At 43.5% G+C, this 22804-nt stretch carries 23 protein-coding genes; 10 read left to right on the top strand and 13 right to left on the bottom strand.

Translation table 11 applies throughout. The features are described from left to right. Window positions 1-11 precede the first annotated feature (11 nt). On the bottom strand, window positions 12-584 hold the full coding sequence (locus L3V35_RS08120; protein WP_065205406.1) for a YceI family protein: 573 nt from the start codon (window positions 582-584) through the stop codon (window positions 12-14). 291 nt (window positions 585-875) lie between these two features. Between L3V35_RS08120 and L3V35_RS08115 the strand changes: the two genes are divergently transcribed. Then, the gene (locus L3V35_RS08115) at window positions 876-1592 is read left to right on the top strand and encodes a DUF1826 domain-containing protein (protein ID WP_237299246.1); all 717 of its coding nucleotides are present in this window, start codon (window positions 876-878) and stop codon (window positions 1590-1592) included. 73 nt (window positions 1593-1665) lie between these two features. Here L3V35_RS08115 and L3V35_RS08110 read toward each other — a convergent pair whose 3' ends face one another. The 4 genes from L3V35_RS08110 to L3V35_RS08095 form a co-directional block, all read right to left on the bottom strand. Further along, window positions 1666-2025, bottom strand: a complete 360-nt coding sequence (locus L3V35_RS08110) for a VOC family protein (protein WP_114633360.1) — start codon at window positions 2023-2025, stop codon at window positions 1666-1668. A 115-nt stretch (window positions 2026-2140) separates the two neighbouring features. Further along, window positions 2141-2842 (bottom strand): YafY family protein, encoded by a 702-nt coding sequence (locus L3V35_RS08105; protein ID WP_171307670.1) that lies wholly within the window; start codon window positions 2840-2842, stop codon window positions 2141-2143. 121 nt (window positions 2843-2963) lie between these two features. Next, complete coding sequence (locus L3V35_RS08100) at window positions 2964-3392, bottom strand: MarR family transcriptional regulator (protein ID WP_171307669.1); 429 nt, start codon at window positions 3390-3392, stop codon at window positions 2964-2966. A gap of 37 nt (window positions 3393-3429) precedes the next feature. Then, window positions 3430-4053: a cytochrome b/b6 domain-containing protein gene (locus L3V35_RS08095; protein ID WP_171307668.1), complete on the bottom strand. Its 624-nt coding sequence runs from the start codon at window positions 4051-4053 to the stop codon at window positions 3430-3432. 193 nt (window positions 4054-4246) lie between these two features. Between L3V35_RS08095 and L3V35_RS08090 the strand changes: the two genes are divergently transcribed. From L3V35_RS08090 to L3V35_RS08075, 4 genes are all read left to right on the top strand, one after another. Further along, on the top strand, window positions 4247-4753 hold the full coding sequence (locus tag L3V35_RS08090; protein WP_081008966.1) for a cytochrome c: 507 nt from the start codon (window positions 4247-4249) through the stop codon (window positions 4751-4753). A gap of 92 nt (window positions 4754-4845) precedes the next feature. Next, a complete protein-coding gene (locus tag L3V35_RS08085) occupies window positions 4846-5517 on the top strand; it encodes a hypothetical protein (protein ID WP_237299245.1) in 672 nt (223 codons plus the stop codon). A gap of 135 nt (window positions 5518-5652) precedes the next feature. Then, window positions 5653-6135 carry a hypothetical protein gene (locus L3V35_RS08080; RefSeq protein WP_054546489.1) on the top strand — a complete coding sequence of 161 codons (483 nt, stop codon included), beginning with the start codon at window positions 5653-5655 and terminating at the stop codon, window positions 6133-6135. Window positions 6136-6573: 438 nt separating this feature from the next. After that, window positions 6574-8460: a methyl-accepting chemotaxis protein gene (locus tag L3V35_RS08075; RefSeq protein ID WP_237299243.1), complete on the top strand. Its 1887-nt coding sequence runs from the start codon at window positions 6574-6576 to the stop codon at window positions 8458-8460. 102 nt (window positions 8461-8562) lie between these two features. Here L3V35_RS08075 and L3V35_RS08070 read toward each other — a convergent pair whose 3' ends face one another. Together L3V35_RS08070 and L3V35_RS08065 are read right to left on the bottom strand one after the other, a co-directional pair. Continuing rightward, the gene (locus tag L3V35_RS08070) at window positions 8563-8964 is read right to left on the bottom strand and encodes an ACT domain-containing protein (protein WP_237299241.1); all 402 of its coding nucleotides are present in this window, start codon (window positions 8962-8964) and stop codon (window positions 8563-8565) included. A gap of 128 nt (window positions 8965-9092) precedes the next feature. Beyond that, complete coding sequence (locus tag L3V35_RS08065; protein ID WP_237299240.1) at window positions 9093-9986, bottom strand: LysR family transcriptional regulator; 894 nt, start codon at window positions 9984-9986, stop codon at window positions 9093-9095. Between the two features lie 176 nt (window positions 9987-10162). Here L3V35_RS08065 and L3V35_RS08060 point away from each other — a divergent pair, with 176 nt between their 5' ends. From L3V35_RS08060 to L3V35_RS08050, 3 genes are all read left to right on the top strand, one after another. Next, window positions 10163-11065, top strand: a complete 903-nt coding sequence (locus tag L3V35_RS08060; protein WP_237299238.1) for a Vmh family MBL fold metallo-hydrolase — start codon at window positions 10163-10165, stop codon at window positions 11063-11065. 297 nt (window positions 11066-11362) lie between these two features. Then, window positions 11363-12178 carry a TauD/TfdA family dioxygenase gene (locus tag L3V35_RS08055; RefSeq protein WP_237299236.1) on the top strand — a complete coding sequence of 272 codons (816 nt, stop codon included), beginning with the start codon at window positions 11363-11365 and terminating at the stop codon, window positions 12176-12178. A 255-nt stretch (window positions 12179-12433) separates the two neighbouring features. Next, the gene (locus L3V35_RS08050) at window positions 12434-14482 is read left to right on the top strand and encodes a hybrid sensor histidine kinase/response regulator (RefSeq protein WP_237290576.1); all 2049 of its coding nucleotides are present in this window, start codon (window positions 12434-12436) and stop codon (window positions 14480-14482) included. A gap of 148 nt (window positions 14483-14630) precedes the next feature. Here L3V35_RS08050 and cqsA read toward each other — a convergent pair whose 3' ends face one another. Together cqsA and L3V35_RS08040 are read right to left on the bottom strand one after the other, a co-directional pair. Then, entirely contained in the window at window positions 14631-15812 is a 1182-nt protein-coding gene (gene cqsA, locus L3V35_RS08045) for an alpha-hydroxyketone-type quorum-sensing autoinducer synthase (protein ID WP_237299234.1), read from the bottom strand. Window positions 15813-16128: 316 nt separating this feature from the next. Next, window positions 16129-17511, bottom strand: coding sequence for a PLP-dependent aminotransferase family protein (locus L3V35_RS08040; RefSeq protein WP_237299232.1), 1383 nt, complete (start codon window positions 17509-17511; stop codon window positions 16129-16131). Between the two features lie 103 nt (window positions 17512-17614). On the opposite strand from L3V35_RS08040, the gene L3V35_RS08035 reads away from it, so the two are divergent. After that, the gene (locus tag L3V35_RS08035; protein ID WP_065205396.1) at window positions 17615-18529 is read left to right on the top strand and encodes an EamA family transporter; all 915 of its coding nucleotides are present in this window, start codon (window positions 17615-17617) and stop codon (window positions 18527-18529) included. A gap of 263 nt (window positions 18530-18792) precedes the next feature. Next, entirely contained in the window at window positions 18793-19665 is an 873-nt protein-coding gene (locus L3V35_RS08030; RefSeq protein WP_114633372.1) for an aspartoacylase, read from the top strand. Between the two features lie 95 nt (window positions 19666-19760). On the opposite strand, the gene L3V35_RS08025 is transcribed toward L3V35_RS08030, so the two are convergent. From L3V35_RS08025 to L3V35_RS08010, 4 genes are all read right to left on the bottom strand, one after another. Further along, window positions 19761-20768, bottom strand: coding sequence for a CobW family GTP-binding protein (locus L3V35_RS08025; protein WP_237299231.1), 1008 nt, complete (start codon window positions 20766-20768; stop codon window positions 19761-19763). Further along, window positions 20758-21318 carry a carbonate dehydratase gene (locus tag L3V35_RS08020; protein ID WP_237299229.1) on the bottom strand — a complete coding sequence of 187 codons (561 nt, stop codon included), beginning with the start codon at window positions 21316-21318 and terminating at the stop codon, window positions 20758-20760. The genes L3V35_RS08025 and L3V35_RS08020 overlap by 11 nt, the downstream gene beginning before the upstream one ends. 62 nt (window positions 21319-21380) lie before the next feature. Then, complete coding sequence (locus tag L3V35_RS08015; RefSeq protein ID WP_146454703.1) at window positions 21381-21836, bottom strand: transcriptional repressor; 456 nt, start codon at window positions 21834-21836, stop codon at window positions 21381-21383. A 194-nt stretch (window positions 21837-22030) separates the two neighbouring features. Next, the gene (locus L3V35_RS08010) at window positions 22031-22789 is read right to left on the bottom strand and encodes a helix-turn-helix transcriptional regulator (RefSeq protein WP_237299228.1); all 759 of its coding nucleotides are present in this window, start codon (window positions 22787-22789) and stop codon (window positions 22031-22033) included. Window positions 22790-22804 lie beyond the last annotated feature (15 nt).

The following is a 22804-nucleotide window of genomic DNA, read 5'->3' as shown; positions in this document are numbered from 1 at the left end:
GTGTGAACCCATTATTTATCGAAGAGCAGATTGAAGCTTAAAGGGATTTTGTCGGAAATCGCTAACCCACCAACGGTAGCTGATAGCTTGTTCAAGTTGTCTGTCGATATTCCAAAATCAGCGCCATTGACGATGATTGTCGAGGCTGAACTGACCATCACTAACTCTTCTGAAGGAACGATTAAAACGGGAAAATCAATCGTTTTTGTTACGCCGTGCAAGGTAACCTCCGCTGCAATGGTTGTTCTTTTTGGGTCACCAGACAACATTGACGGTTCAACTTTTCCAGAGATTTTTACTTCAGGGAAAGTCATCGATTCAAAGTAGAGCTCATTGAGCCTCTGATCGCGAATAGCGACGCCAGTACTCACACTTTTCACGTCCAACAATATGGAAAATTGACCCTCTTCGGTAAGACCACCAGATAAAGGCTTGATGGATGCGGGCTCAACAACAAACTGCTTCTTGATAGTTGCGAACGTAATATTCGATAAATTGGGGTCTAACGTGTAGCCCGTTTCCGCTAAAGATTGAGCTGAGATAACGATGCATAGGAGGCCGAGTGTAGAGATTAGTTTTTTCATAAGTTGTCACCACATTGATGAATTCACAAGTTTAACGTTCGCGAGTCGTGCATTTTTGGAGTCTTTATTTGAACTAAAGATAAATTAGAAAAAGATAGATAGAAGCTTAGTTCAGCATTGATCAAATTACCTGACGAAGGTTGAGCATCGCCATATTATTGGAACCATGATCGGCAAAGTTACTTGTGTAAATTGAGTTATGTTATAACATAACTTAAATCCGACATTACTGTGAACGACGTTTGCAGTATTAAAAGATAAACGATCAGCAAGCATCAAGGAGATGACGTAATGAATGCCGTGTTAACCAAGTCTTTGATAATGAATAGTAATCAGCCACTTAACATTAGTTCCGTTGTGAGTATCAAGGATCAGGCGAATCATAATCCAGGACTTAGCGCTTCTGAGCAGCCAACGGTATTAGCGGATATCTACCAAAGCGATATTAATATAGCGGTATGGCAGCGACAGTTTGATGAAGATTTAACTATGGCAATTAGTGAATTCATCGCCTCGAATCCTAGCTTCAGTAAGTCTATTAGCCTGTCACCAGACAACGCTTACGATAAATTGGAATTTGCTACCGACGGAACCGCTTCTAAAGCGTTATTAGAAAACATGACAGAGCTGGTGGATATGTTCTGTTGTTTGTTCGATCTCGAAGAAGTAGGGCTCCGTTTGGCGGTTCTGAATAAAGCGATGTGTCCTCGTTTTCATTTTGACCAAGTTCCTTGCCGCTTAGTGACAACCTATCACGGCGTTGCGACTCAATGGCTGCCAAACGAATCGGTCGACCGTTCTAAGCTTGGCCGTGGAAGTAACGGACAGCCTGATTCTATTTCTGGCCTGTACAGTGACGAGTCTGACATACAGAAAATGGCCAGTGGTGATGTTGCGTTATTAAAAGGGGAGCGTTGGAGTGGCAATGAAAATAGAGGCCTTGTTCACCGCTCACCAGTTACGTCATCAAATGAGACACGACTGTTGCTGACTCTAGATTTCGGTTAGTAAGCTTTTTATGAGATGAGATGAGATGAGATGAGATGAGCAAGCGGCTTAAATACGGCTTGCTCTTATTCATTTAAGCGAATACGCGGATGCGGTGGTTGTCTGGGTCAACTGCGAGGAAGTTAATGCCGTAAACGGACTCTTCTGGCGCTTGCCCAAACTGGATACCTTTTTCTTTCCATGCTTTATAGAGGTTTTCCAGTGTCTCTTTGTCAGCAAGAGGCATAGAAAGCTCAGTACCGCCACCCTTGATGTTACTTGCTGGTGTTAGAACGTCAGCCTGCTTGAGTGTTATTTTAACGTTGTTTGCAAAGTCTAGAACAGCAAAGGTCGGTGATAGAAGCTTTGGTTCGCAATCAAATGCTTTCGCATAAAAGCCCATGCTGCGGTGAATGTCAGTGACATAAAGAACAAATGAATCGATGGTAAACATAATAGCTCCTGAAATGTTCAATTGGATTTGCCGTGTTGGTTTCAGTTAACTCAGCTTTTGTCTTGAGCCCGATTTGGGACCACGGCAATGTATCGAACCCCTGTGACATTTTTTGTCAGTAGTGAATCACTTTATCTGTAATGCCTTCTATGTTCTGCCAATCTTTGAGCAAGTCATGACGTGGGCGCTGATACTTTTCTTCTAGGATTTTCCATTCAGCCATTCTATCGAGCCTGAAATTACGATATGCACTTCGCGTTTCACACCAAGCGACCAAAACGTAGTGCTGTTCGAATAAGCCAATCAACATTGGCCAAACGATTCTTGAACTCACATTAGCTTTTGCGTCTGTGTAATGAATCTCAGCTTTACTCTGCTGCTTAATTGCTAGCTTGATATCTGACAGTTCGATGGTTAACTCTGCAACCTCAATGATTGAAGCAACACGCACAATGTCTTCACTGCGTTTGATCTGATGGTCAGCAGGTAACACCGCAGAAATTTTGGCAATGGCATTTCTAGCCGATTCACTGAATTCCCCATTGGCTTGCTTGGCTACCCATTCAGCGCCAAGCCGTAACGCTTCCAATTCTTCCGTTGAAAACATCATCGGTGGGAGAGTGAAGGTCGGTTTTAACAGATAGCCAACTCCTGCTTCACCATCAATTTCAGCACCTTGTGCTTGCAGCGTCACGATATCGCGATAAATGGTGCGAGTACTTACGTTCAGCTTGGAAGCCAGGTGACCAGCTGAAACTGGGTATTTATGACAACGCAGTAATTGGAGTAGGTCAAAGAGACGTTGGCTTCGGGACATGGAAAACTCGGATTGCATAAAGACAATTAAGATTAATACATCGAAAAATATAACTCTATCCATAATCCATTATAATTTAACGGGTGTTTTCATCTGGAATTTGAGCCAATGTTTCGTCGCATTATATTTGCGAAACTATTTGTTTAAGTAGGCGGCTCATCTCTTTTCGTTCATCTGGCTCCAATACACTTAAATATTCTTGATTGATATGAACGGGAATTGGCAAAAGCTCTCTTTGGATAGCGCGCCCGTTCTCTGTTAAATAAATATTGAACGAACGACGACTATTTGGGTCGAGTCGTCGTTCAATCAAACCAAGACGTTCGAGCTTATCCAAGGTTCGAGTCGTGGTCGAATTTTCTACTTTAGATTTCCTAGCGATTGCTCGTTGAGTTATTCCTTCTTTTTCCCACAAACACATTAAGGTAGGCCAGAGAGCGATCGTTAATCCGTGTTTTCTAAGTTCCGAGTCGAATGTCTTCGCTGCATCGTGTGCAATTACATGGATCAACCAACTAGCAGTTTGCTGTCTATTAAACACTTCATTCATTGATTCGTTCCTATGCTCCAAATTAAATCGGTTTAATTTATGCCAATGCAACCAGAATAACGGTAAACATTGCAGCTAAAGCAAGTACAAACAACGCACGCCATTGCGATACAAACGCTACGCTTCCATTAAATTGGATTTGTGTTTGAAAGCCTGTGATCATCGCCCAAGTTAATGGTTTTGAACGTAATTTATAGAAAAGAACGGCAAAGACGTGTACACCAACCAGAGTAGGAAGAACTTTTATCATGGCAAGGTGAACGTTTTCTAATACCGAAAACACGGAGTCATTCAACCAAATATTTGCATAGGGCAAGTGGTCAAGAAATCCAGCTAAGGCTAAACCTGAGACACACTGAAGAACTAAAGCCAGTAGCAGTGTTACAACCATCCAACCACCTGCAGGGTTATGACCCGGCTTTGTTTTTTCTTTGCCTTGTAGATAGTGAATAACCGATCTTGGTGAACGTAGAAATTGTCTGAATCGGCTTGTTTCACTGCCAACCCAACCCCAAATCAATCGCCAAATGATCAATGTCATGAGTGTCAACCCCAGTTGAATATGGGGTCCATTACCAGAAATACCCGATGCCATTAAACCTATAAAAAGCGCGGCTTGAGCCCAGTGATATAGGCGAGTTGATAGATCCCAAATTTTCATAACTTCATTCTCTCTACTGTGTTTGTTTGTTTAATATATATTACATTTGCATTAATTTACACAACAATAGTTGCAACTGCAACTATTGTTGTGTAAATTAATCCCGTCAGAGCAAAACGGAACATCGAAACGAATCATCGATTTCTGTATCGAAACCAAATAGAAAAGCTATACGAAGCGAAGAGAGAGCAATATGAACAAGAGAATGCTGCACAAGAGATTGGTGAGCCTACTGTGTACTACAACCGTTTTACTGAGTACCCACGCTTTGGCCTCACAAGGCGATGCTAGTCAAGGCCATGCAAGTGAAAGTAATTCTTCACAAGATCATTCAAACCAAATTGAGCAGCGCCAACACACATTTACACAAGTTGAAACCTTAGTCGAGAAGGCCAATGACACTTTGGATGGCGATGATACTCATTGGCAGACGCTCGAAGACACGAGCTTTGAGCTAACAACTCACAGTCAGGCGTTATTGACGTCATTTCCGTTGGGTAGCCAAGAGGGGAGTAAAGCAAAAGAGAGTGTTTGGAGTGACCCTGAAAAATTCAATCGTCTCCTAACGCAAATGGATCAGGGTTTTCAGGAACTTTACCAAGGTAGTCAACAAGGTGATGCATCACTAGCGGAATCAGGATTAGAAGCAGCGCAAGATACTTGCAAAAGTTGCCATCGCTCATACCGCTCTCGTTGGTAGCGTTGTTTTAACAATTCAACCAACTCGACCAGTTAAATTTAATTAATTACATCTTTATCAGCCAAACCTAATCAGCCAAAAAGGAACAAAACATGAAAACTATTACATTTATCGCATTTGCAGCTTCAATCTTATTTTCTACCTTTACCAGCGCAGCAGACTATGCCGTTGAACTGGAGTGGAATACAAACAACTTAGAACAAGTCCTCGACAATATGCCGGAACAAAAAGCTGAATTCAGTAAGCTGATTGACCAAGGCGAGATAAAAGATATGTATGTATCGCATAGTGAGATTGATAGCCGTTCGGTGCAGTTATTGCGTTTTGTTATTGAAGCGAATGACTCACAACAGGTCCAAGCCAAATTGGCTCACCTACCTCTTTATAAGAAAGATTTGGTTAAAATTGCCAAAATTATTCCGCTAGGCTCAAAGTGGTTAGACAATACGCCAGACTACAATAACTACGGCGTCACAATTACATGGAAGCAGGGAATTGAAGCCCTTGAAATAGATCGTGTGCTTAGCATTGATTTACAAAGAGTGATCAGTCTCAACCAAGCTGGGCTTGTGACATCCTCATATCTTGATACGCAAAAACTTGAGAACAATGTTGTTCGACCTGTGTATTCGGTTTCTTTTATTGCTAAGGATGCGCAGCATGCAAAAGAGCTAAGTCACCAATTTGAAGCTGTTACGTTGGGGTATGCTGATGTGAATGTTCAATATTTGGGTTACAAGCTTTCTTTGACGAATAACAAATAATAGTTGCTGATTGAGTGCTGATTATTAACGAATAACCCTAATTATTGATAACAGCACCAAACTTACTCAGATACTCAGATACTCAGATACTCAGATAAATAGACAGACAAGCAAACAAATATAAAAGCGGACAGTATGAATAATCGATTGATCAATTTTCTAAACGAAATCGGCACCATCATGTATGTGGGCGGTATTTTTTCTCACATTGTAATCGGCGCTACGCTAGGCCACGAAACTGCCGAAACGGCTTACCATGTTGGTACTTATAAAGAGTTGAGTGCATATATTCTGATTTTACCAGGGTTAGCATTAAAGTTGTTTGCTGATTTATATTGTTACTTTTCTACAAAACAGAAGCCTAACTGGTTAAAAATGAAACTTGTGATGTTAGCGTTTTTGAGCGTCAATGCATTCGTGTTCTTGGTGCCGATGATGCCTGAAATGGTAGAGCTTGCTAAAGCATCAATACCTCAAGGAAAGGTAAGCCAAGCGTACCTAGACAAAGCTAAAATTGAAGAGCTGATCGGTATGTCTAATGCGCTTCCGCTGCTTGCAGAGTTAGTACTAGGTTCATTCAAACCGAAGCTATTTGGTGAAAGAAAAATCAAAAGCTAGAAAGTGAATTTTTCAACACCTCACCTATTTAAAGTCTCAATTTGTAGAGGTTATTAGTTTTCAATAAGTAATCTAAGTGTTCGGATATTAATATTGACCAGACAAGAAATTATATTTAGTCAATGTCAGTAGGAATAAAGAGGACTGAACGTCATACGTTGGGTCCTTTTTTATTTGATGTATCAAGCGTACTGAGAAAATAGAACGCATTCGATAAGTCATCCCCACGAGAGATTGTCAGAAATGATTTATTGAGGAGTGGCGGGCTATTTACTCCATGAATATGCCACTGTACGTGCCCTCGTTCACACATATCAATAATTCAATCCTCTGATTGGTTCTATTATTTATTTTAAAGCGTAAAATATATTCAGCTTGCAACCGTCTTGGTAACAAATTTGTCGCCACGGTTTTTTACTTCCAAATTATAGGTTTCCTATGTTCAAGAAACTCTCGCTTAAAAATAAGCTAGCGATATCAGCTAGTATGGCCATCATCCTGGGGGGGATTTTGGTTGAGGCCCTTTCTTTTCGTGCTTCACTGCAAAGGTTGGATATTGAAGTTGAACAGCGCTTAGAGGGCGCATCGGCTTCGTACAATCAATATGTATCGGATTGGATCTTATCCAAAGAGCGTGCGCTTACTTCTCTTTCGAAAGAGTCCAAGCAAGACAGCTTGGTGACTCATCTAAAACAGGTTCGTGACTCGGCCTCTTTTGATAATGTCTTCCTGGCATTCCCTGATGGTTCACAAAAGAATGCCAATGGTGTTGTGTTGCCACCGGGCAATGATGATCCACGCCTATGGGGTTGGTACACCAATGCGGTTGCTAACCCAAGTAAGGTATTCATGGACAACCCAACGGTTGCGGCCGCAACGGGTGCTAACGTTGTGTCGCTGGGTACCGCAATGCAATTACACGGTCAGCAGGTCGTGTTGGGTGCAGACGTAGAAATTACCGACATCCTTAATAGCCTTGAAAAGGTAATCCTTCCGGGTGAAGGTTATATGTTCATCGCGACCAATAAAGGCACGGTTTACACGCACGCAGATACTAAGCTACTGAATGAGAATATCAGCTCGCTTGGGTTAAATTTCTCCGATGTACAAAAGGCGTTGGTAAGCGGGAAAGACACTTCGATAGATTTAAACGGCAGTGACTATGTTCTGTATGCACGAGCGATTGATGGCACAAACCTGATTACCATCAGCGTGGTTAATCATGACTCTTTGGTGGCGCCGCTATTCGATGCGGTGATCGGTCAAGTGTTGGTGACATTATTGGTTGTGATTGTATGTACCATATTGTTCAATCTGCTGTGTACGATTCTATTTCGTCCGCTTAATCATGTATCTCAAGCCTTGGCACAAATCGCCAATGGTAGCGGTGATTTAACTCAACGAATTCATGTTGAAAACCAAGATGAAGTCGGTGAGCTGGCTCATAACTTCAATACCTTTGTTGGCAGTTTACAGCAGTTGATTGGTCATATCCGTGGACAATCAGAACAGCTAAACAGCCAGTCGGAGCAAAGTGCTCAGCGTGCAAATCGTTCTGTGGATGAGCTAAACCACCAGCAGCAAGAAATCACGATGGTGGCGACAGCGGTAACGGAAATGGCTTGTGCAACTCAAGAGATTGCATCGCATGCCGAGCAAACTGCGAAAGCTGCGCAAGATTCAGCGGCAAGTACTAACAGTGGTCACGCTCTGGTTGTCGACACTAAAGGCTCAATCAATAACTTGGCCAATGAAGTGAACGAAGCGGGCAATGTGATTAGCGAACTTAACAAGCACGCTCAAGAGATCTCAACGGTGCTAGCGACAATCCAAGGCATTGCAGAGCAAACCAACTTACTTGCGTTAAATGCGGCAATTGAAGCGGCTCGTGCGGGCGAGCAAGGCCGTGGTTTTGCGGTAGTAGCTGACGAAGTACGTGTGCTTTCACAGCGTACTCACTCTTCAACAGAAGAGATCAAATCGACGATCGATATTCTACAGCGCACAACGACTCAAGCCGTTGAGCTTATGGAGAGCAGTTCTAAACTGGCAATACATTCCGTAGAAGATGCCGACAGAGCTTCGCATGCGCTTGAAGAGATCAATACTGCCGTTGCTTTGATTAGCGATATGGCGACTCAAATCGCCACGGCTGCTGAAGAGCAAACACACGTGACGGGTGAAATTACCCAGAATGTGACGACCATTAAAGATGTTACCGACCACTTAGTTGTGGGCGCGCAGGACAGCTTAACTGAGTCGAACGAACTTAAAAGCCAAGCCGCTGGTTTAAGCGACAAAGTGGCGACTTTTAAGCTTGCTTAACGGTTTCATTCACTGATGCCTGATCAGTAAGTAATCGGTAAGCAATAAGCCAAAGCGACGTAGATTACGTCGCTTTTTTTGTGTCTGAAGAACGCACTTTTGTTAGCTCGCTTCTGAAAACTCTCTAAGCGCACTCATGGCGGCTTCAGCTTTGTCTTTTTGAACGAAGATATGGTCATGGTAATAACCAGCAATCACGTTGGCGCTAATGCCGTATGAGCCTAGCTTGGTGGCAAAAGCTGCTGTTAATCCAACTGCTTCAAGACTGGAGTGTACCGATAAAGTGATCATGCTAAACACACCGTCGAAACTTAACTGCGCTTGAGTCGCCACTTTTTCTGTCAGCACCAAAGTTAACCCTTCTCTTTCTCGAAAGGTCGCGATTGGCTCGAGTTGAATATAGTCTGCCAACGCTCCATCGACAGTACAGAAAACATAGTTGCCTTCAATGAGTTCTGGTGACATGGACTTTAACAAAATGTCTAAATCGGTAATGGCGGTCATCGTCTTTTTCCCTGCGTAATCGCGTTGGTTTATGGTGTTGGATAATGCAGCCAAGATAGAATTTAGCTCCGCATAAGTAAAATTAATAATACTTATTCCACATCAGTATCGTTAATGAGAGAGTTTATCTACCAGCTTGCAGATTGCTCCATCTCGCTAGATAAATGATCGATAAAGGCTCTTAACAGCGGAGTGACTTGCTTTCGGGTTCCGTAAACAGCGTGTACTCCGAGTGTTTTAGGTTGCCACTCAGGAAGTAATGACACTAAAAGACCATCTTGTATCAAGCCTTCGACGGAAGGGAAGGGCAATATGCTGATCCCATTGCCTTTAAGTGTGGCAGACAACAATACCTCAGAGGTGTTGGCACTGATATTTCCTTTAATCGGCACAGATTCCAATCCATTAGGACCATTAAACGTCCACGCGGTTTTGCCAAAGTAACTGAATGACAGACAGTTGTGGTGCGCTAAATCTTGTGCGTTTGATGGCGTACCTTTCTCTTTTAGATATTGAGGAGATGCGCAAATCACCGAGCGACATTCACCTAGCTGCTTAGCGACAATATTGGGCGTCAGTTCGTTGGTAATGCGAATTGCCAAATCGATGCGTGATTCAACAAGATTGACTGTTTGATCAGTAGAAACGATATCAATTGAGACCTCTGGCCATTTAGCGATGAAGCGGCTGATCACGCCCATCAGGAAACTATCGACAATGGAGTAACTGGCGGTAATACGCAGTTGGCCTTTTAAGTGTTCGCGGCTTTGGTTTCGAATACCCGCTAACGACGCTTCAAGGGCAAGCAATTCTCTTGCGACTTCTAGTGTTTCTTTCCCTGCACTGGTTAAGCTCAAGCTTCGAGTGGTTCTATGAAGCAAGCGTGTGTCCATCCAGCTTTCGAGTTCCCCCAAATAGCGAGTGACTTTGGTTCGAGAGAGCTCAAGGTGCTCTGCTGCTGCACTCAAACTGCCACGTTCAACGATGGTGACAAAGACGTTCATTGCCTCGAGTTTATCCATTGTTCTAATTACCCAATGATTTTTGAATCTAATAGCTACCGGAAAATTAGTATATGTCCGAAAATCGCAACAGTGAAAGTTAATTTGATGTCTATTTCATCTAAATCCAATCAAATAAGATGTTTGCACACTCAATGAGTTGGCAGGCGTTCAGCTCGAAATAACGGAATCAAGCTATGAAAAAGTTATCTAAAATCCTTCTATCGAGAACCGCGCTTTTAGGAACGATGAGCCTAGGAGCAATGTTGGCAGCATCGAGTGTTGTCTCTGCTGCTGAACTAAACATCACTCATTACAATCCGGGTGAAAACGCGATATTCCCCGCAAGCTCTGTGTTGGTGGCTGGTGAGAAGGACGTGATTTTGTTTGATGCGCAATTTAGCGTCGTAGATGGGCAAAAGCTGGTGGATCAAATCAAAGCGACTGGCAAAGAGTTGTCGATGGTTTACATCAGCAGCGGCGACCCAGATTTCTACTTTGGCTTAGAACCGGTTGTGGCGGCGTTTCCAAACGTCGAGATCGTAGCTAGTGAAGCGGTTGTTGCACATATCAAACGCACTAAAGATGCAAAGCTCGAATACTGGGGCCCAATCTTAGAAGACAGCGCACCGTCTAAAGTCATTGTTCCAACCGTGCTTAACGACACCACGCTGAGCATCGAAGGTGAAACTATCGAAGTGAGAGAAATCAATACACACCAAGCTTATCTGTGGGTTCCATCTGAAAAAACGGTGTTTGGTGGCGTGTCGGTTTATAGCGGCGTGCATGTATGGATGGCAGATACTGCATCGAACGAGATTCGTAGCCAGTGGGCACAATCATTAGAGCGTATGAAAGAACTTGAGCCTGAAGTTGTCATTCCGGGTCACTACTTAGGTGAAATGCCAACGGGTACTAATGGCGTTCAATTTACATTGGATTACGTGGCTGATATTGAAAAGGCGTTAGCAAGCACAAGCAATCCAACGTCTGTAGATATCAGTGATTACATGAAGACAGCTTACCCGCAATTTAAGGCAACGGAAGGCGACCTAGAACTGGGTGCTAAAGTGTTAAGCGGTGAGATGGAGTGGCACTAAGTTCATTATCTCGGTTGTATCTCAGAAAAGCTTGAAGATTGTGTGCTAGATTTAAGTTGATACACAACTGGAGATATCGATGATCTGGCTTTCGGTGAAGGTACTACAGATTGGACTTGTCTACGGATACAGGAAGTATCAAAAAACGAAAAGAGCGCCAGTTTAGGGGCTCTTTTTTTGTTTTCCAAGTAAAGCCATTTTATGTTGAGTAGGATTGAAAGAAAAACCGCCATTGTCCGGTTTAATAGTCAGTATCTAAATTGACTCTGAAATGTCACATCATCAATAAGCGAATTTATGTTGAAAATCGAACCCATTACCCCTCACATCGGTGCTCGTATTCATGGAGTCAATCTCGCGACATGCAGTGCGACTGAACTTGATGAGGTTTATCAGGCGCTTCTAACCCATCAAGTGATTTTTCTGGATTATCAAACCCTTTCGTCAGAACAGCATTTGATGATTGCAGAGCGATTTGGAAAGCTTGAACCGGCGCACCCGTTTTTTCCTCGCGTCGAGCATGTACCTCAGGTGAGCGTGATAGAAACAACGCGTGGCAATGCTCCGATGGAAAGTTATTGGCATACGGATCTAACATGGCGCGAATTGCCGTCGAAAGCTTCTCTGTTGCATGCTCAGCATGTCCCAAATGTGGGAGGAGACACGATTTGGTGTTCGATGACTGCTGTATTTGATTCATTAGATGAAGACATGAAAGCAAAGCTGAGGAGCTTATCTGCGACTCATTCGCTGGTGGCTTTTGAAGGTATAGAGTCGGATCAGATTGAGCTTGATTGGCACAAGTCGTTAATCAAAACGGCTCAAGAAAATCCACCAGTGATTCACTCGGTTGTTCAAGCTCACCCTGAAACGGGTAAAGAGACGCTCTATATCAATGAACAGTTTACTCGTTATATCAATGAGCTCGACCGACAAGAGAGTGATGTTTTACTTAACCAACTGTTCGAAATTGCGAGACGCCCTGAGTTTCACGTTCGTTTCAAATGGGACAAGGGAACAATGGCTATTTGGGATAACAGGGTAACGCAGCATTACGCGGTGATTGATTACGGCGATACCCCAAGAAAGATGCATCGCGTTACAGTGACATAATGGTAAGTAAGAGGGGTAATTGGTGTAAGCGCTAGCGGACAAACCTTAGGAACTCAGGTTTAGTGTCTGAATTAAAGTATAAAACTGAGACTTCATTCATCTAAGTCAATAATTAAAACAAAAGCGTTGATACATATTTGATTGAAACCTCACTGATCGGAGGTGATTTGTAATATAATCGACGCCAAAATATAAGAATAAAAATCAAACCATAGAATTAGTAAACGTTAGGGCTTAGAGAATAAAGAATTTCGTATGAACGCTATTCGTAAAGTTTATCAGTACGCAGAACCAAACCTTACTCTCGTGGGTTGGATGGGCTTTGTCGGCTTCCCAATTTACTACATAGTGTGGGAGTTCTTGTTCCCTCAACCTTATGAAAACTTAATGCTGCGCTTGTTTTGCTCAGTGTTGTTTTTCGGCATTATCTATCGCAATCGTGTCCCATTTGAATGGCGAAAATACCTTCCGGTTTATTATCAAGTCGCCGTAACCCTCTGCTTGCCGTTTTTCTTCTTCTACATGTTACTAATGAATAATTGGTCCAATGTTTGGGTTATGTCATTCATGTCTGCCATTTTCCTCCATATTTTATTAGTGCACGTGACGAGAGTGATGTTTGCACAAACTTTTGCCGGTATTGGGATGGCGACCTTGTGCGCTTGGATTGCACAAGGCTTCTACCTAGAACTCACAATGGATTGGACGCATGTGCCAATCTTTTTGTTTATCTACTTATTTGGTAACTTGTTCTACTTCCGCAATCAGATGGAACACGAGAATAAGGTGTCGTTGGCGAAATCTTTTGGAGCCGGTATCGCGCACGAGATGCGAAACCCCCTGAGCGGTTTGTTGACCTCTATTGATGTTATGCAGTCCATATTACCGAACCCTAAAAGTGGTGAGCACAAAGGGCAATATGCTTTAAGCAACGAAGAAGTCATACAGTTACGTGAAGTGGGCGATGAAGCGATGGAGATCATTCACTCAGGTAACGAGACGATTGACCTGTTACTGACTTCAATTGATGAAAACCGAGTATCTCGATCTACCTTCAAGAAGCATTCAGCTCAAGCGGTGATTGAGGGTGCGATAGACAGCTTTAACTACAAGCGTTCAGCCGATAAATCAGCAATCTCTTTAGACGTACAGAGTAACTTTGATTTCTTGGGTAGCGACACTCTGTTGAAGTACGTGATGTATAACTTGTTCAAGAACGCATTCCACCATCGCAGCCCTGAAGATTTTCATATTCATGTCACCATGTGTAGTGATGAAGTGGCCAATCAAATAATGGTTACCGATAACGGGTCAGGCATCTCAAATGATGTGATTCGACGCATTTTCCAGGACTTTTATACTACTGGCCAATCGGGTAATTACGGCTTAGGTTTGCCATTTTGTCAGAAGGTAATGCGCTCGTTTGGTGGTGAAATTAAATGTCAGTCTGAAGTGGGTCAATGGACACAGTTCACGATGACTTTTCCATCTTTGTCTTCCCATTCGGTGAAAGAAATCAAGAATGAACTGACTAAACTTAAGACTGTGCTAATGGTGAGTGACCAGAAAGTTCTCACCAATAAAATGACTGAGGTAGCCCGTTTTATGGGGTTTGAGCTCACGGTGTTGGATGTAGCATCAGCGCTTAAAAAGAAGGAATACCAGTTCGAATTCGATTTGATATTCGTTGACATGGAGAGCTTGGATTTAAGAGCAAGTTGCCTCGATAGAATTGAATCTTTACTTTCATTCACTGAAGCTCGAATCATCTATTTGTATGAACGTCACCCAATTAAACGTGTCCGAAACGTTGCTTTTGAACCTATTTGGGTGGAAACACAAGTTTGGTTACTGAATACCAAGGCGACCATCGAACGCTTACTTTTCGACTCCAACTATGTGATGCCATCAGTTTCTGTAAAACCGTTAGAGGTTACCAATAAGCGCACGATTATGGTGGTCGATGATAACGAATCTCTGCGCCGATTTACCGCAATGTTATTGGAAAAGCAGGGTTTTGATGTCGTGCAGAAAGAAGATGGGCAACAAGCCTTAGACGCGTTGGACAGCGATGATATTGATTTAATTCTGATGGATATCGAGATGCCAATCATGGACGGTGTTGAAGCTTCTCGTCGAATTCGAAGCGCTAACAAAGCATACTCTTCAGTGCCAATTATTGCTCACACGGGTGACAGTTCTCCTGTGACATTGGAAAAAATGGAATCATCAGGCATGTCAGATTTTATCGTCAAACCGGCAGATAAAAACCGCCTGTTCGACAAAATTGCTCACTGGATTTAGTGAATGCCATAGGTTGAAGCACACGACCATTTTGTCAGCGAACAAAGACACAAGAAAGAGCTCAGCGAAATGCTGGGCTCTTTTTGCTTAGCGACATGATAGCGTCCATTCAGTCCTGCCGTTTGTGTTAGTTATAGAATTGGCAGAGTTATACGAATTCTAACTCTGGGTGATGGTACGCCTCATGACAAACCGTGAGCACATGGTCAATGTCTCGTGGTGTCATGTCGGCATTCACTGAAAATCGGATTATGTTCTTGTTCTTCCCCGTCGCGGGGCGGCAGAACACAGCACCGAACACATCACGCTGTTCAAGGAAGTCGCGCACTCGCTCGGTGTTTGTTTCACTACCACACTCTAGTGCCACTATTTGAGACTCGCTGCGGATGTTAAAGCCAATCCGTTTGAGGCCAGTAGTAAGCGATTTAGCGCTTTTGAATAAGGCTTCTCGTTTGTCTTCTGAACCTTTTATGACCTCTAATGTTTTCTCTAAACGAACCACCTCTTGTGGTAACACGGTCGAGCTGAAAATAGCTGGATACGCGACAAAAGGTAAGGTTTCTGAAAGCTGCTTTGGCCCAAGGATAGCACCAGCACGATAGGCAAATGTTTTAGCCAAGCTAACGGTAATAAAGTCGACTTGGTTAGTGAGGCCCAATGCGTGAACTAAGCCAGCACCATTTTCTCCATGCGTACCCAGTGAATGCGATTCATCAACGACAACGGCACAATCAAACTCTTGCGCCATTTCGTAGATGTCGCGTAGTGGGGCGATGGTGCCGATTGTGCTGTAAATCGAATCGACCACAATAACGCCTGAGCCGTGGCGCTCTAGCTGTTTGCGCAGGTGATTCATATTGTTATGCATAAATGGATGGGCTTTTGCACCAGCCGCGCGAATACCTTCCCACAGCGACATGTGTGCAAAAAAGTCGATATACACAGGCGTAGCTGGCGGACAGATAGTTTGAAGTAATCCAATGTTGGCCGCCCAGCCAGATTGAGAAAGCAAACAACTTTCCATACCCACATAGCTTGCGAGTTCGGTTTCAAACGCAGGTTTAGACTCTTCATCTTGCAGGAAAATGGCCGACATCACCACGTTGTCATCGTTTTCACTGATCGCCGCTTGGTGAGCTTGTTGGATCTGCTTGTTGTGCGACAGGGCTAGGTAATCATTGCTCTGCATGACAACGGCGTTGCACGGTGGACGTTTACCCAACACCAAGTGTTTCTGACTTTGGTTCTGGGTAATCAGGTCTTGAATATAGAAGTTCAAGCGTTCTTCAATAAAGGAAGGTAATGGTTTTTTTTTGGTTTTATCACTCATAATAGTTCTCTTCAAATACAGGATAACGCCAGCGCTGACGGTTGTATATTGACGATTAAAAGTGAGGTGTCATTAGCCAAGTTGCATAATTTTGTGCGTGCTTGCAAACTCAGTATTTAAGGGTTTTGAGGCGAGTGAATTTCCTTACGGTTCGGGGCTTTAACCTAGTTTAGATGGGAATAATGGCCTTCTTTTTTATGATAAAAGGCTATTAAAATTCGGTGCTCGAATGGCTATGAAAAGGTCGATTATGAAAAGCTACGGTGTGCTAGCTTTGTTTATTAACTAGCACGTATTACCTATGAATTAGCACGTATTACCTATGAATGTGAATCAGTTCTATTAAGTCGTCTAATTGCTGCTTGGCTTTCCCCTCTAACGAGTAACCAATATTGATGCGTAAGCAATTGCTGTAAAGGTCGAGAGTGCTGAACAGGTGTCCAAGCCTGATATCAATGTTCTGGTCGGCAACTGCCTGAGCAAAGGTTGATTGGTTCAAGTTGGGTATTTGTAACCAAAGCACCATGCCACCTTGTGGGTTACTTATCTTCACATCTTGAGGAAGATGCTGAGCCAAATAGCTTAGATATTGCTGGCGTAATGAAAGGATTTGAGCACACCTTCTTCGAACGTGTTTAGCGTATTGGCCTGATTCGATAAAGTCAGCAACCGCAAGCTGAGTAGGCAGGGCAACGCCATAGCTTGCTGCAGAAAACTGAGCCTTGTACTCGTCTATGTACCTTCCTGGTAAGCACCATCCTAATCGGTAGCTCGGTGACAGGCTTTTCGATACTGATCCACACCATAATACATAGCCGCCTTTGTCATAGTATTTTGCTGGCAGTGGCGTGTGTGAGGAATAAGAAAGCTCCAGATACACATCATCTTCAATGATCGGCACTCGATAGTGATTCGCTAATTCAGCCAGTATCTGCTTTTGAGTGGCTGACATATTGATCCCTTGAGGGTTCATATGAGAGGTACAGAAGATAGCGGCATCCACACGCTTGTTTTTCAGATGTGTTTCCAACTGTTGTAGGTCGACACCATCATCCAAAGACGGGATCTCGATGATTTTTCGCGACATTTGTCCGAGCAATTCCAGAATACCGTTGAAACATGGCGAGCTAATAGCGATGGTATCACCTTCTTTGGTACACGATTCAAGAGCAGCTTTAATCGCCGACATGCAGCCAGCAGTGATCACCATTTCTTCTGGTGAAAAGTGCACATCGAGCTTGGCGAAGTGGGTAGATAAAGCCTGTCTTAGCATCGGATCGCCCTGTGTATCAGGGTAATGGTTGAGCCTGCCGCCCATCCGTTTGATTGAGCGACGAAAGCTGCGTTCCAACTCAATGGTTGTTTGCTCATCGTTGGTGGTACTGGATACACCCAAAGGACCATTGGTGGTGTTATGTGTCGAAGAGGTTGGTTTAACGATGGATATTTTGCTTTCAAACTGTGCCCACTCAGGGGTTGAATGAGAAGGTTTATGTGGCGAAACAAAATACCCAGCTTGAGGTCGAGAATGTATCCAGCCTTGTGATTCCAGTTCTTGGTAACAGCTCACCACGGTCGACATGCTGATGGCCTGTTGCTTGGCCAATTGACGCAGCGAAGGCATGCGTCCGCCTTCCGGTCTTTTGCCGGTTTCTATCTCATCGATAAACTGATTGGCTAGCTTTCTGTAGATGCTCATTGTCACGACCGTTATTAACTGTACTGGTTTTTATTATAAAAATTGTATCTGTACTGGTTTTATTGTTCAAGGGATACTCATTCAAAACAAAGGAGGGGTGAGTATGAAAAGAAATGATTTGTTGTTAGCGGTATTCGTTATGGCAATTTGGGGGTTCAATTTCTCGATGATCAAAATGGGTGTGACCAACGTTCATCCATTATTGGCCACTGCTGCGCGTTTTTCGCTAGCGGTGATTCCGGTGATATTTTTCGTGGCGAGACCTAATGTTGCTTGGCGCTACTTAGTCAGTTATGGCTTTGTGTTCGGTGTGGGAATTTGGGGTATGGCTTCATGGTCGATTACTGCGGGTTTGTCTTCCGGGCTTTCATCGGTATTGCTTTCAACCAACGTATTAATCGGCATGGCGGTTGGCGTGTGGGTGTTCAAGGAGAGTGCTTCCGTTCGCAAACTAATGGGTGCGATGCTAGCCATGTGTGCGTTAGCAGTGTTGGTTTCGGCAGCAACGGGCAACGTGACACTCAATGGTGTTATCTTGATTATGATAGCGGCATGCAGCTGGACCTTGATGGGCGTGATTGTTAAGGCATCTAAAACCACTCAGGCTTTTGCATTTAATGTGTGGGGGATGCTGTTTGCTCCGCTGCCACTGGTGTTATTTGCCGTGATGTTACACGGTGACCAAATTATCTGGCAGGGTATTGAACAGTGGGATTGGAACACTACGATTGCCGTGTTGTTTCAGGCTTACCCAACCACGCTATTTGGTTACTGGGTGTGGAATAAGTTGTTGATCCAATATCCGTTAAGTACGACCGCGCCGCTAACCTTGTTAGTGCCTATCTTCGCATTGATCAGTGGCTACTTTATGTATGACGAAGTACTGTCAGTCGCCCAAGTTGTCGCATCGGTGCTGTTCTTAGTCGGGATTGGCTTAATCGTGAAACCTGCGAAGACACCGAGCGTTAAAACATCAGATAGCGCAGACGATAATGGAAAGCTTGTTAAGCAGTCGTGATTTGATTCGCTGCAAAGAAGCACGATGTAGATTAATCATCGAAACTACAGTGTTGAATAAAAACGAAGGCCTCGCAATTGCGGGGCCTTTGTGTGTATGTTTCACAATGAGTTATCGTTTCCATATTGAATTTTTGTGTCTACTTAGGACTATCTAGTGCCTGATTACGAAGTGTTCTGGAGAAATGAACTCATTGTTGTTATGTTATATCGTAACGATAAAGCAAGGGTGACTTGCACTTTCGATATTTGGAAATCAATGACATGGACAACATTAATCAAGTCTTACTGGTTGCTGGAACACACGGTAACGAGCTCTCAGGAATCTATTTAAACAAACTCATCAAAGAGCGTTTGTATGCCGCCGATCGTTCAACGTTTTCGACTACTTCTGTTACCGCAAATCCTAAAGCGGTAGAGCAGAACGTTCGATATGTTGATACCGACCTAAATCGTCAGTTTTCTAATGCTAACAACGACGATACTTCAGGTTTAGCTGAGTACACAGTCGCACGACAGTTTATAGATAGACACGCAAGCAAAGAGCAGCAATTGATCGTGGATTTGCACAACACGACCAGCAATATGGGAGCGACATTAATCTTGCTTTCCAATGATGCTTTCTACCAAAAAATGGGCGCTTACGTGAAACAGCGAATGCCAGAAGCCAATATTCTGTTTGAAGATAGAAAGCCTTGGGATGAGCAGCCTTACCTTTGCACAACAGGCAATTGTGGAGTGATGATTGAAGTTGGCGCTCAGGCACATGGCTCACTTAAGTTCGATACTCTCAAACTGATGAAGCAGATGCTGACCATGGTTCTTGATTACGTTGAGAAGCATAACCTTAACCAAGTACAAGCGTTAGAAGACTACAGCGCCTTCTTCTATGTTGAAGAGGTCAATGTTCCACTTGGTCCCGATGGTATGCGAGTAGCCACAGTACACCCAGCGATCTGTGGTCGAGATTTCGAGGTAGTGAAGCAAGGGGAGCCTTTGCTCGCGACTTTCTTTGGTTATGATATCTATTGGGAGCGCGAACAAGATATCTATCCCCATTTCATTAATGAAAGTGCTTACGCTAAAGCCAACATTGCAATGGCACTGGCAGAAAAGCGTTTGGTTTCGGTGAGTTAGTGATTTACACATAGCTGATTGGTTAAAAAGCCCTATGAATGTATCAATCCATAGGGCTTTGATTTTAGGGTGGGATAAGGGTTAACCAGTTCTGGCTAAATCTGACACGCCAACAATTGGTTCTCTAGGTCACTATCTATGCTTTGGCCTATAACCTCAATTCTGGTTTCATTGCATTCATCAAGTTCACACTCTGTTAGACCATCTTCCGTTAGGTTGTAACCAAAGATGCCGCTTTGAGTGATGAACACCGCTTTCATTCGTTCGGCTTTGAGTCCAACTAATACATTAAGCAATTGCTGACGGTCGAACAGTTTGTCAGCCGCGAATCGCCAACCAATACTTTCAAACCCTTCACCTTGGTTGCTCGCCTTTATCATGCCGCTTTCTGGCATCGGTAATTCAGAAGCGAGTGGTTTATCTTGTTTATGATCATGGTGGTGATGGTGCCCATGAGCTTGATGATGGTAAAAGCTGGTGTTTCCATCAAACTCGTCTGAAGGGATCTTACCGTGATGGGCAAATATTAGCTTGGTGTCTGGGTGACAAACCTGCGCGACGTACTCAGCCAGTTTTTCTGCATCGCCACTTTTGTATAGATCGACTTTATTACCCACGATGGTATCGGCAATAGTGATTTGCTGATTGAAGGTATCGTGTTCAGAATAGCGTGTGTCAGAAAGCTTACGGGCATCAACCAAAGTAACGTTCTTCTGCAGTGACAAGACTTTGCGGTAATGCTCTGAAGACAAGACTTCTAGCACTTCTTTAGGGTGACCAAGCCCGGTTGGCTCAATCAATAAGCGATCAGGTTTTGCCTCAGACAGCAGTTGATTCAGTGCGATCTGCATCGGTAAACCAGCCGCGCAACACATACAGCCGCCAGGCACTTCACGAATAAACACTTGTTGTTTGCTGTCGTTCCCTTGGATCAAACTGCCATCAACGCCAATTTCTCCAAATTCGTTCACCAAAATAGCCCAGTTTTCATCAGCGGGCTTATTCTTCATTAGGTTGAGAATCGCAGTGGTTTTACCCACGCCGAGAAAGCCGGTAATGATATTGGTTGGAATACCCAAGATAGGCTTTTTATCAGAGCTCATTGGCAATTCTCCGATAACCTTGCACAAGGGTATGGTTTGCTGAAACGACCGATTCTGAAAACGCAGAATACTCAGGTGGGACCTTGGAGATATTGTTCAAATCAAACCCTGAGCCGATGTTGGTCATCGGTGGTACATGGAAGTTTTCAGGTAAGTCGTGTCCGTCCACCACACAGTTATGGCGAATCACACAACCTTTGCCAATCACCGCATTAAAGACCACAGAGTTGAAGCCAATAAAAACGTCGTCACAGACCTCGCAAGGGCCATGAATAATCGAGCGATGGGCGATGGATGAACGTTCACCAATGGTGACGGCAGCGCCAGCTTTTGAGTGAATAACCACACCGTCTTGAATATTGGTATCACGCTTGATTACGATGGCTTTCATATAGCCTTGTTCATTGACTTCGTCAGCTCGAATCACGGCATAAGGGCCAATAAACACGTTGTCTTCAATGATGACCTTGCCACAGATGATGGCCGTTGGGTCAATGAAAGCGGTCTCCGATACTTCTGGCATATGGCCGTTTGGGTTTCTTCTTAACATATTGAGCTCTTTTATTTTTTCGTAATGCCACTGGGCATACCACCATTGATGGCGCTGGGCATTTATGTATCGACGCATTCATCGCACACGCAACTGATCTCTAGTTGAGGCGTGACCACGGTAAAACCTTCCTGTTTTGCATGGGATTGAAGCCCGTGAATCATGGCAGGGTCGATGGTTTGCTCGCTGATTTTGTCGCACTTTGAGCAAATTAAAAATTGAGGGATCCCGTGCTCATGTTCGCAAAGAATATGGTCGCAAAGTATGTACTTGTTGGACACTTGCAGCTTGTGCGCTAAGTGTTGCTGTTCAAGAAAATCCAACACTCGATAAACCGACATCGCTTGAACATTTTGGTCAAAATGCTCTTTACAATAATCAACGAGTTCATACGCAGACAACGCTTTGTCGGTGTGAACCAATGCCCGCAATATCAATCGTCTTTTTGCCGTAAATTGTTGGCCATTGGCTTTGCAGCCTTGTTTTACGTGCTCAATGATCGCTTCAATGTCTCTCATTCAATCTACATAATTAATGATAGTATTGATATGTTATAACATATCAAGTTGGGGTGTGAAACGTACTTTTTCTTTGTGGTGTCGAGGATAAATACTCAGGGTGATGAATATTAGTTTTGGCTGAGGTAGGTAATGAAAAGACTCGCCAAGCAATCATGGCGAGGGTTTACGGAATAATGAGCATGCTGAAATTTTTAAACCAAATTTACTGGCGCTTTGAGTGTTGGGTGGAAAATACCCTTGGCGCCCATGTCGACAATGGCATAGTCGTTGACTCCTTCAGTCATTCGGTTGTGCGACTGACTAATCTTTAGTGTTTTTAACATTAACTCCTCAAGCTTAGCGTTATATTCTTTAAATTCGTCTTCGGTCAACCTAAGCCTGGCAGTAATAAAGTAAGCCTGTTTGTTACGTGCATCGATATATTGCACGGCCTGTTTTAATGCATCTATGACTTGATTTTTAAACGTGACGCTAAATTGCGCTTGTTCAGAGAAAGCTGTATTTGTGGGCACAATGACGTGGAATTTTAAGCCAGATAACATCGTTATTAGTTTTAACTGTTCAAGTTTCCTGAGGTAGATATGCAGTGATGGTTCGTTTAAATCATAACTGGCCATTAACTGTTGAGCGTTTGCTCCTTCATTTACAATATCTTGGAAAATAGTAAATAACGGCGGCTTTTTGCAGAAGGCTGCATCTTGCTCATCCGTAAATAATGATACCGAGGCTAATGCTTCTTCTGCTTCTGTGATAATGGCTGATAGAGGAAGCTGAATTAGTTGACATATCTTTTGTAACTTCAAAATAGAGAGCGATTGATGGCCGTTCAGCAATCGTTTAATGCTTATTTCGGAAACTTCTGTGAACTCTGAAACTTCTTTATAAGAGATACCCGCCTTTTTTAAATGGCGTTTGATTGTTGTGCAAATTTCGTCGTCAAGTGCGTCCATTACTCTATACCATCG

It is taken from the genome of Vibrio sp. L5-1, assembly GCF_021728315.1.
In the GTDB taxonomy this organism is placed as follows: domain Bacteria; phylum Pseudomonadota; class Gammaproteobacteria; order Enterobacterales; family Vibrionaceae; genus Vibrio; species Vibrio splendidus_K.
This window is presented reverse-complemented; position numbering and strand designations above follow the sequence as displayed.

Bases quoted from the DNA above. Each gene is read 5' to 3' on its own strand.
- L3V35_RS08020 (WP_237299229.1), bottom strand. From the start codon at position 21,318: ATGTTAAGAAGAAACCCAAACGGCCATATGCCAGAAGTATCGGAGACC.
- L3V35_RS08050 (WP_237290576.1), top strand. From the start codon at position 12,434: ATGAACGCTATTCGTAAAGTTTATCAGTACGCAGAACCAAACCTTACT.
- L3V35_RS08030 (WP_114633372.1), top strand. From the start codon at position 18,793: ATGGACAACATTAATCAAGTCTTACTGGTTGCTGGAACACACGGTAAC.
- L3V35_RS08065 (WP_237299240.1), bottom strand. From the start codon at position 9,986: ATGGATAAACTCGAGGCAATGAACGTCTTTGTCACCATCGTTGAACGT.
- L3V35_RS08075 (WP_237299243.1), top strand. From the start codon at position 6,574: ATGTTCAAGAAACTCTCGCTTAAAAATAAGCTAGCGATATCAGCTAGT.
- L3V35_RS08060 (WP_237299238.1), top strand. From the start codon at position 10,163: ATGAAAAAGTTATCTAAAATCCTTCTATCGAGAACCGCGCTTTTAGGA.
- L3V35_RS08015 (WP_146454703.1), bottom strand. From the start codon at position 21,836: ATGAGAGACATTGAAGCGATCATTGAGCACGTAAAACAAGGCTGCAAA.
- L3V35_RS08040 (WP_237299232.1), bottom strand. From the start codon at position 17,511: ATGAGCATCTACAGAAAGCTAGCCAATCAGTTTATCGATGAGATAGAA.
- L3V35_RS08055 (WP_237299236.1), top strand. From the start codon at position 11,363: ATGTTGAAAATCGAACCCATTACCCCTCACATCGGTGCTCGTATTCAT.
- L3V35_RS08035 (WP_065205396.1), top strand. From the start codon at position 17,615: ATGAAAAGAAATGATTTGTTGTTAGCGGTATTCGTTATGGCAATTTGG.
- L3V35_RS08070 (WP_237299241.1), bottom strand. From the start codon at position 8,964: ATGACCGCCATTACCGATTTAGACATTTTGTTAAAGTCCATGTCACCA.
- L3V35_RS08080 (WP_054546489.1), top strand. From the start codon at position 5,653: ATGAATAATCGATTGATCAATTTTCTAAACGAAATCGGCACCATCATG.
- L3V35_RS08010 (WP_237299228.1), bottom strand. From the start codon at position 22,789: ATGGACGCACTTGACGACGAAATTTGCACAACAATCAAACGCCATTTA.
- L3V35_RS08115 (WP_237299246.1), top strand. From the start codon at position 876: ATGAATGCCGTGTTAACCAAGTCTTTGATAATGAATAGTAATCAGCCA.
- L3V35_RS08105 (WP_171307670.1), bottom strand. From the start codon at position 2,842: ATGTCCCGAAGCCAACGTCTCTTTGACCTACTCCAATTACTGCGTTGT.
- L3V35_RS08090 (WP_081008966.1), top strand. From the start codon at position 4,247: ATGAACAAGAGAATGCTGCACAAGAGATTGGTGAGCCTACTGTGTACT.
- L3V35_RS08110 (WP_114633360.1), bottom strand. From the start codon at position 2,025: ATGTTTACCATCGATTCATTTGTTCTTTATGTCACTGACATTCACCGC.
- L3V35_RS08025 (WP_237299231.1), bottom strand. From the start codon at position 20,768: ATGAGCTCTGATAAAAAGCCTATCTTGGGTATTCCAACCAATATCATT.
- L3V35_RS08100 (WP_171307669.1), bottom strand. From the start codon at position 3,392: ATGAATGAAGTGTTTAATAGACAGCAAACTGCTAGTTGGTTGATCCAT.
- L3V35_RS08120 (WP_065205406.1), bottom strand. From the start codon at position 584: ATGAAAAAACTAATCTCTACACTCGGCCTCCTATGCATCGTTATCTCA.
- L3V35_RS08085 (WP_237299245.1), top strand. From the start codon at position 4,846: ATGAAAACTATTACATTTATCGCATTTGCAGCTTCAATCTTATTTTCT.
- cqsA (WP_237299234.1), bottom strand. From the start codon at position 15,812: ATGAGTGATAAAACCAAAAAAAAACCATTACCTTCCTTTATTGAAGAA.
- L3V35_RS08095 (WP_171307668.1), bottom strand. From the start codon at position 4,053: ATGAAAATTTGGGATCTATCAACTCGCCTATATCACTGGGCTCAAGCC.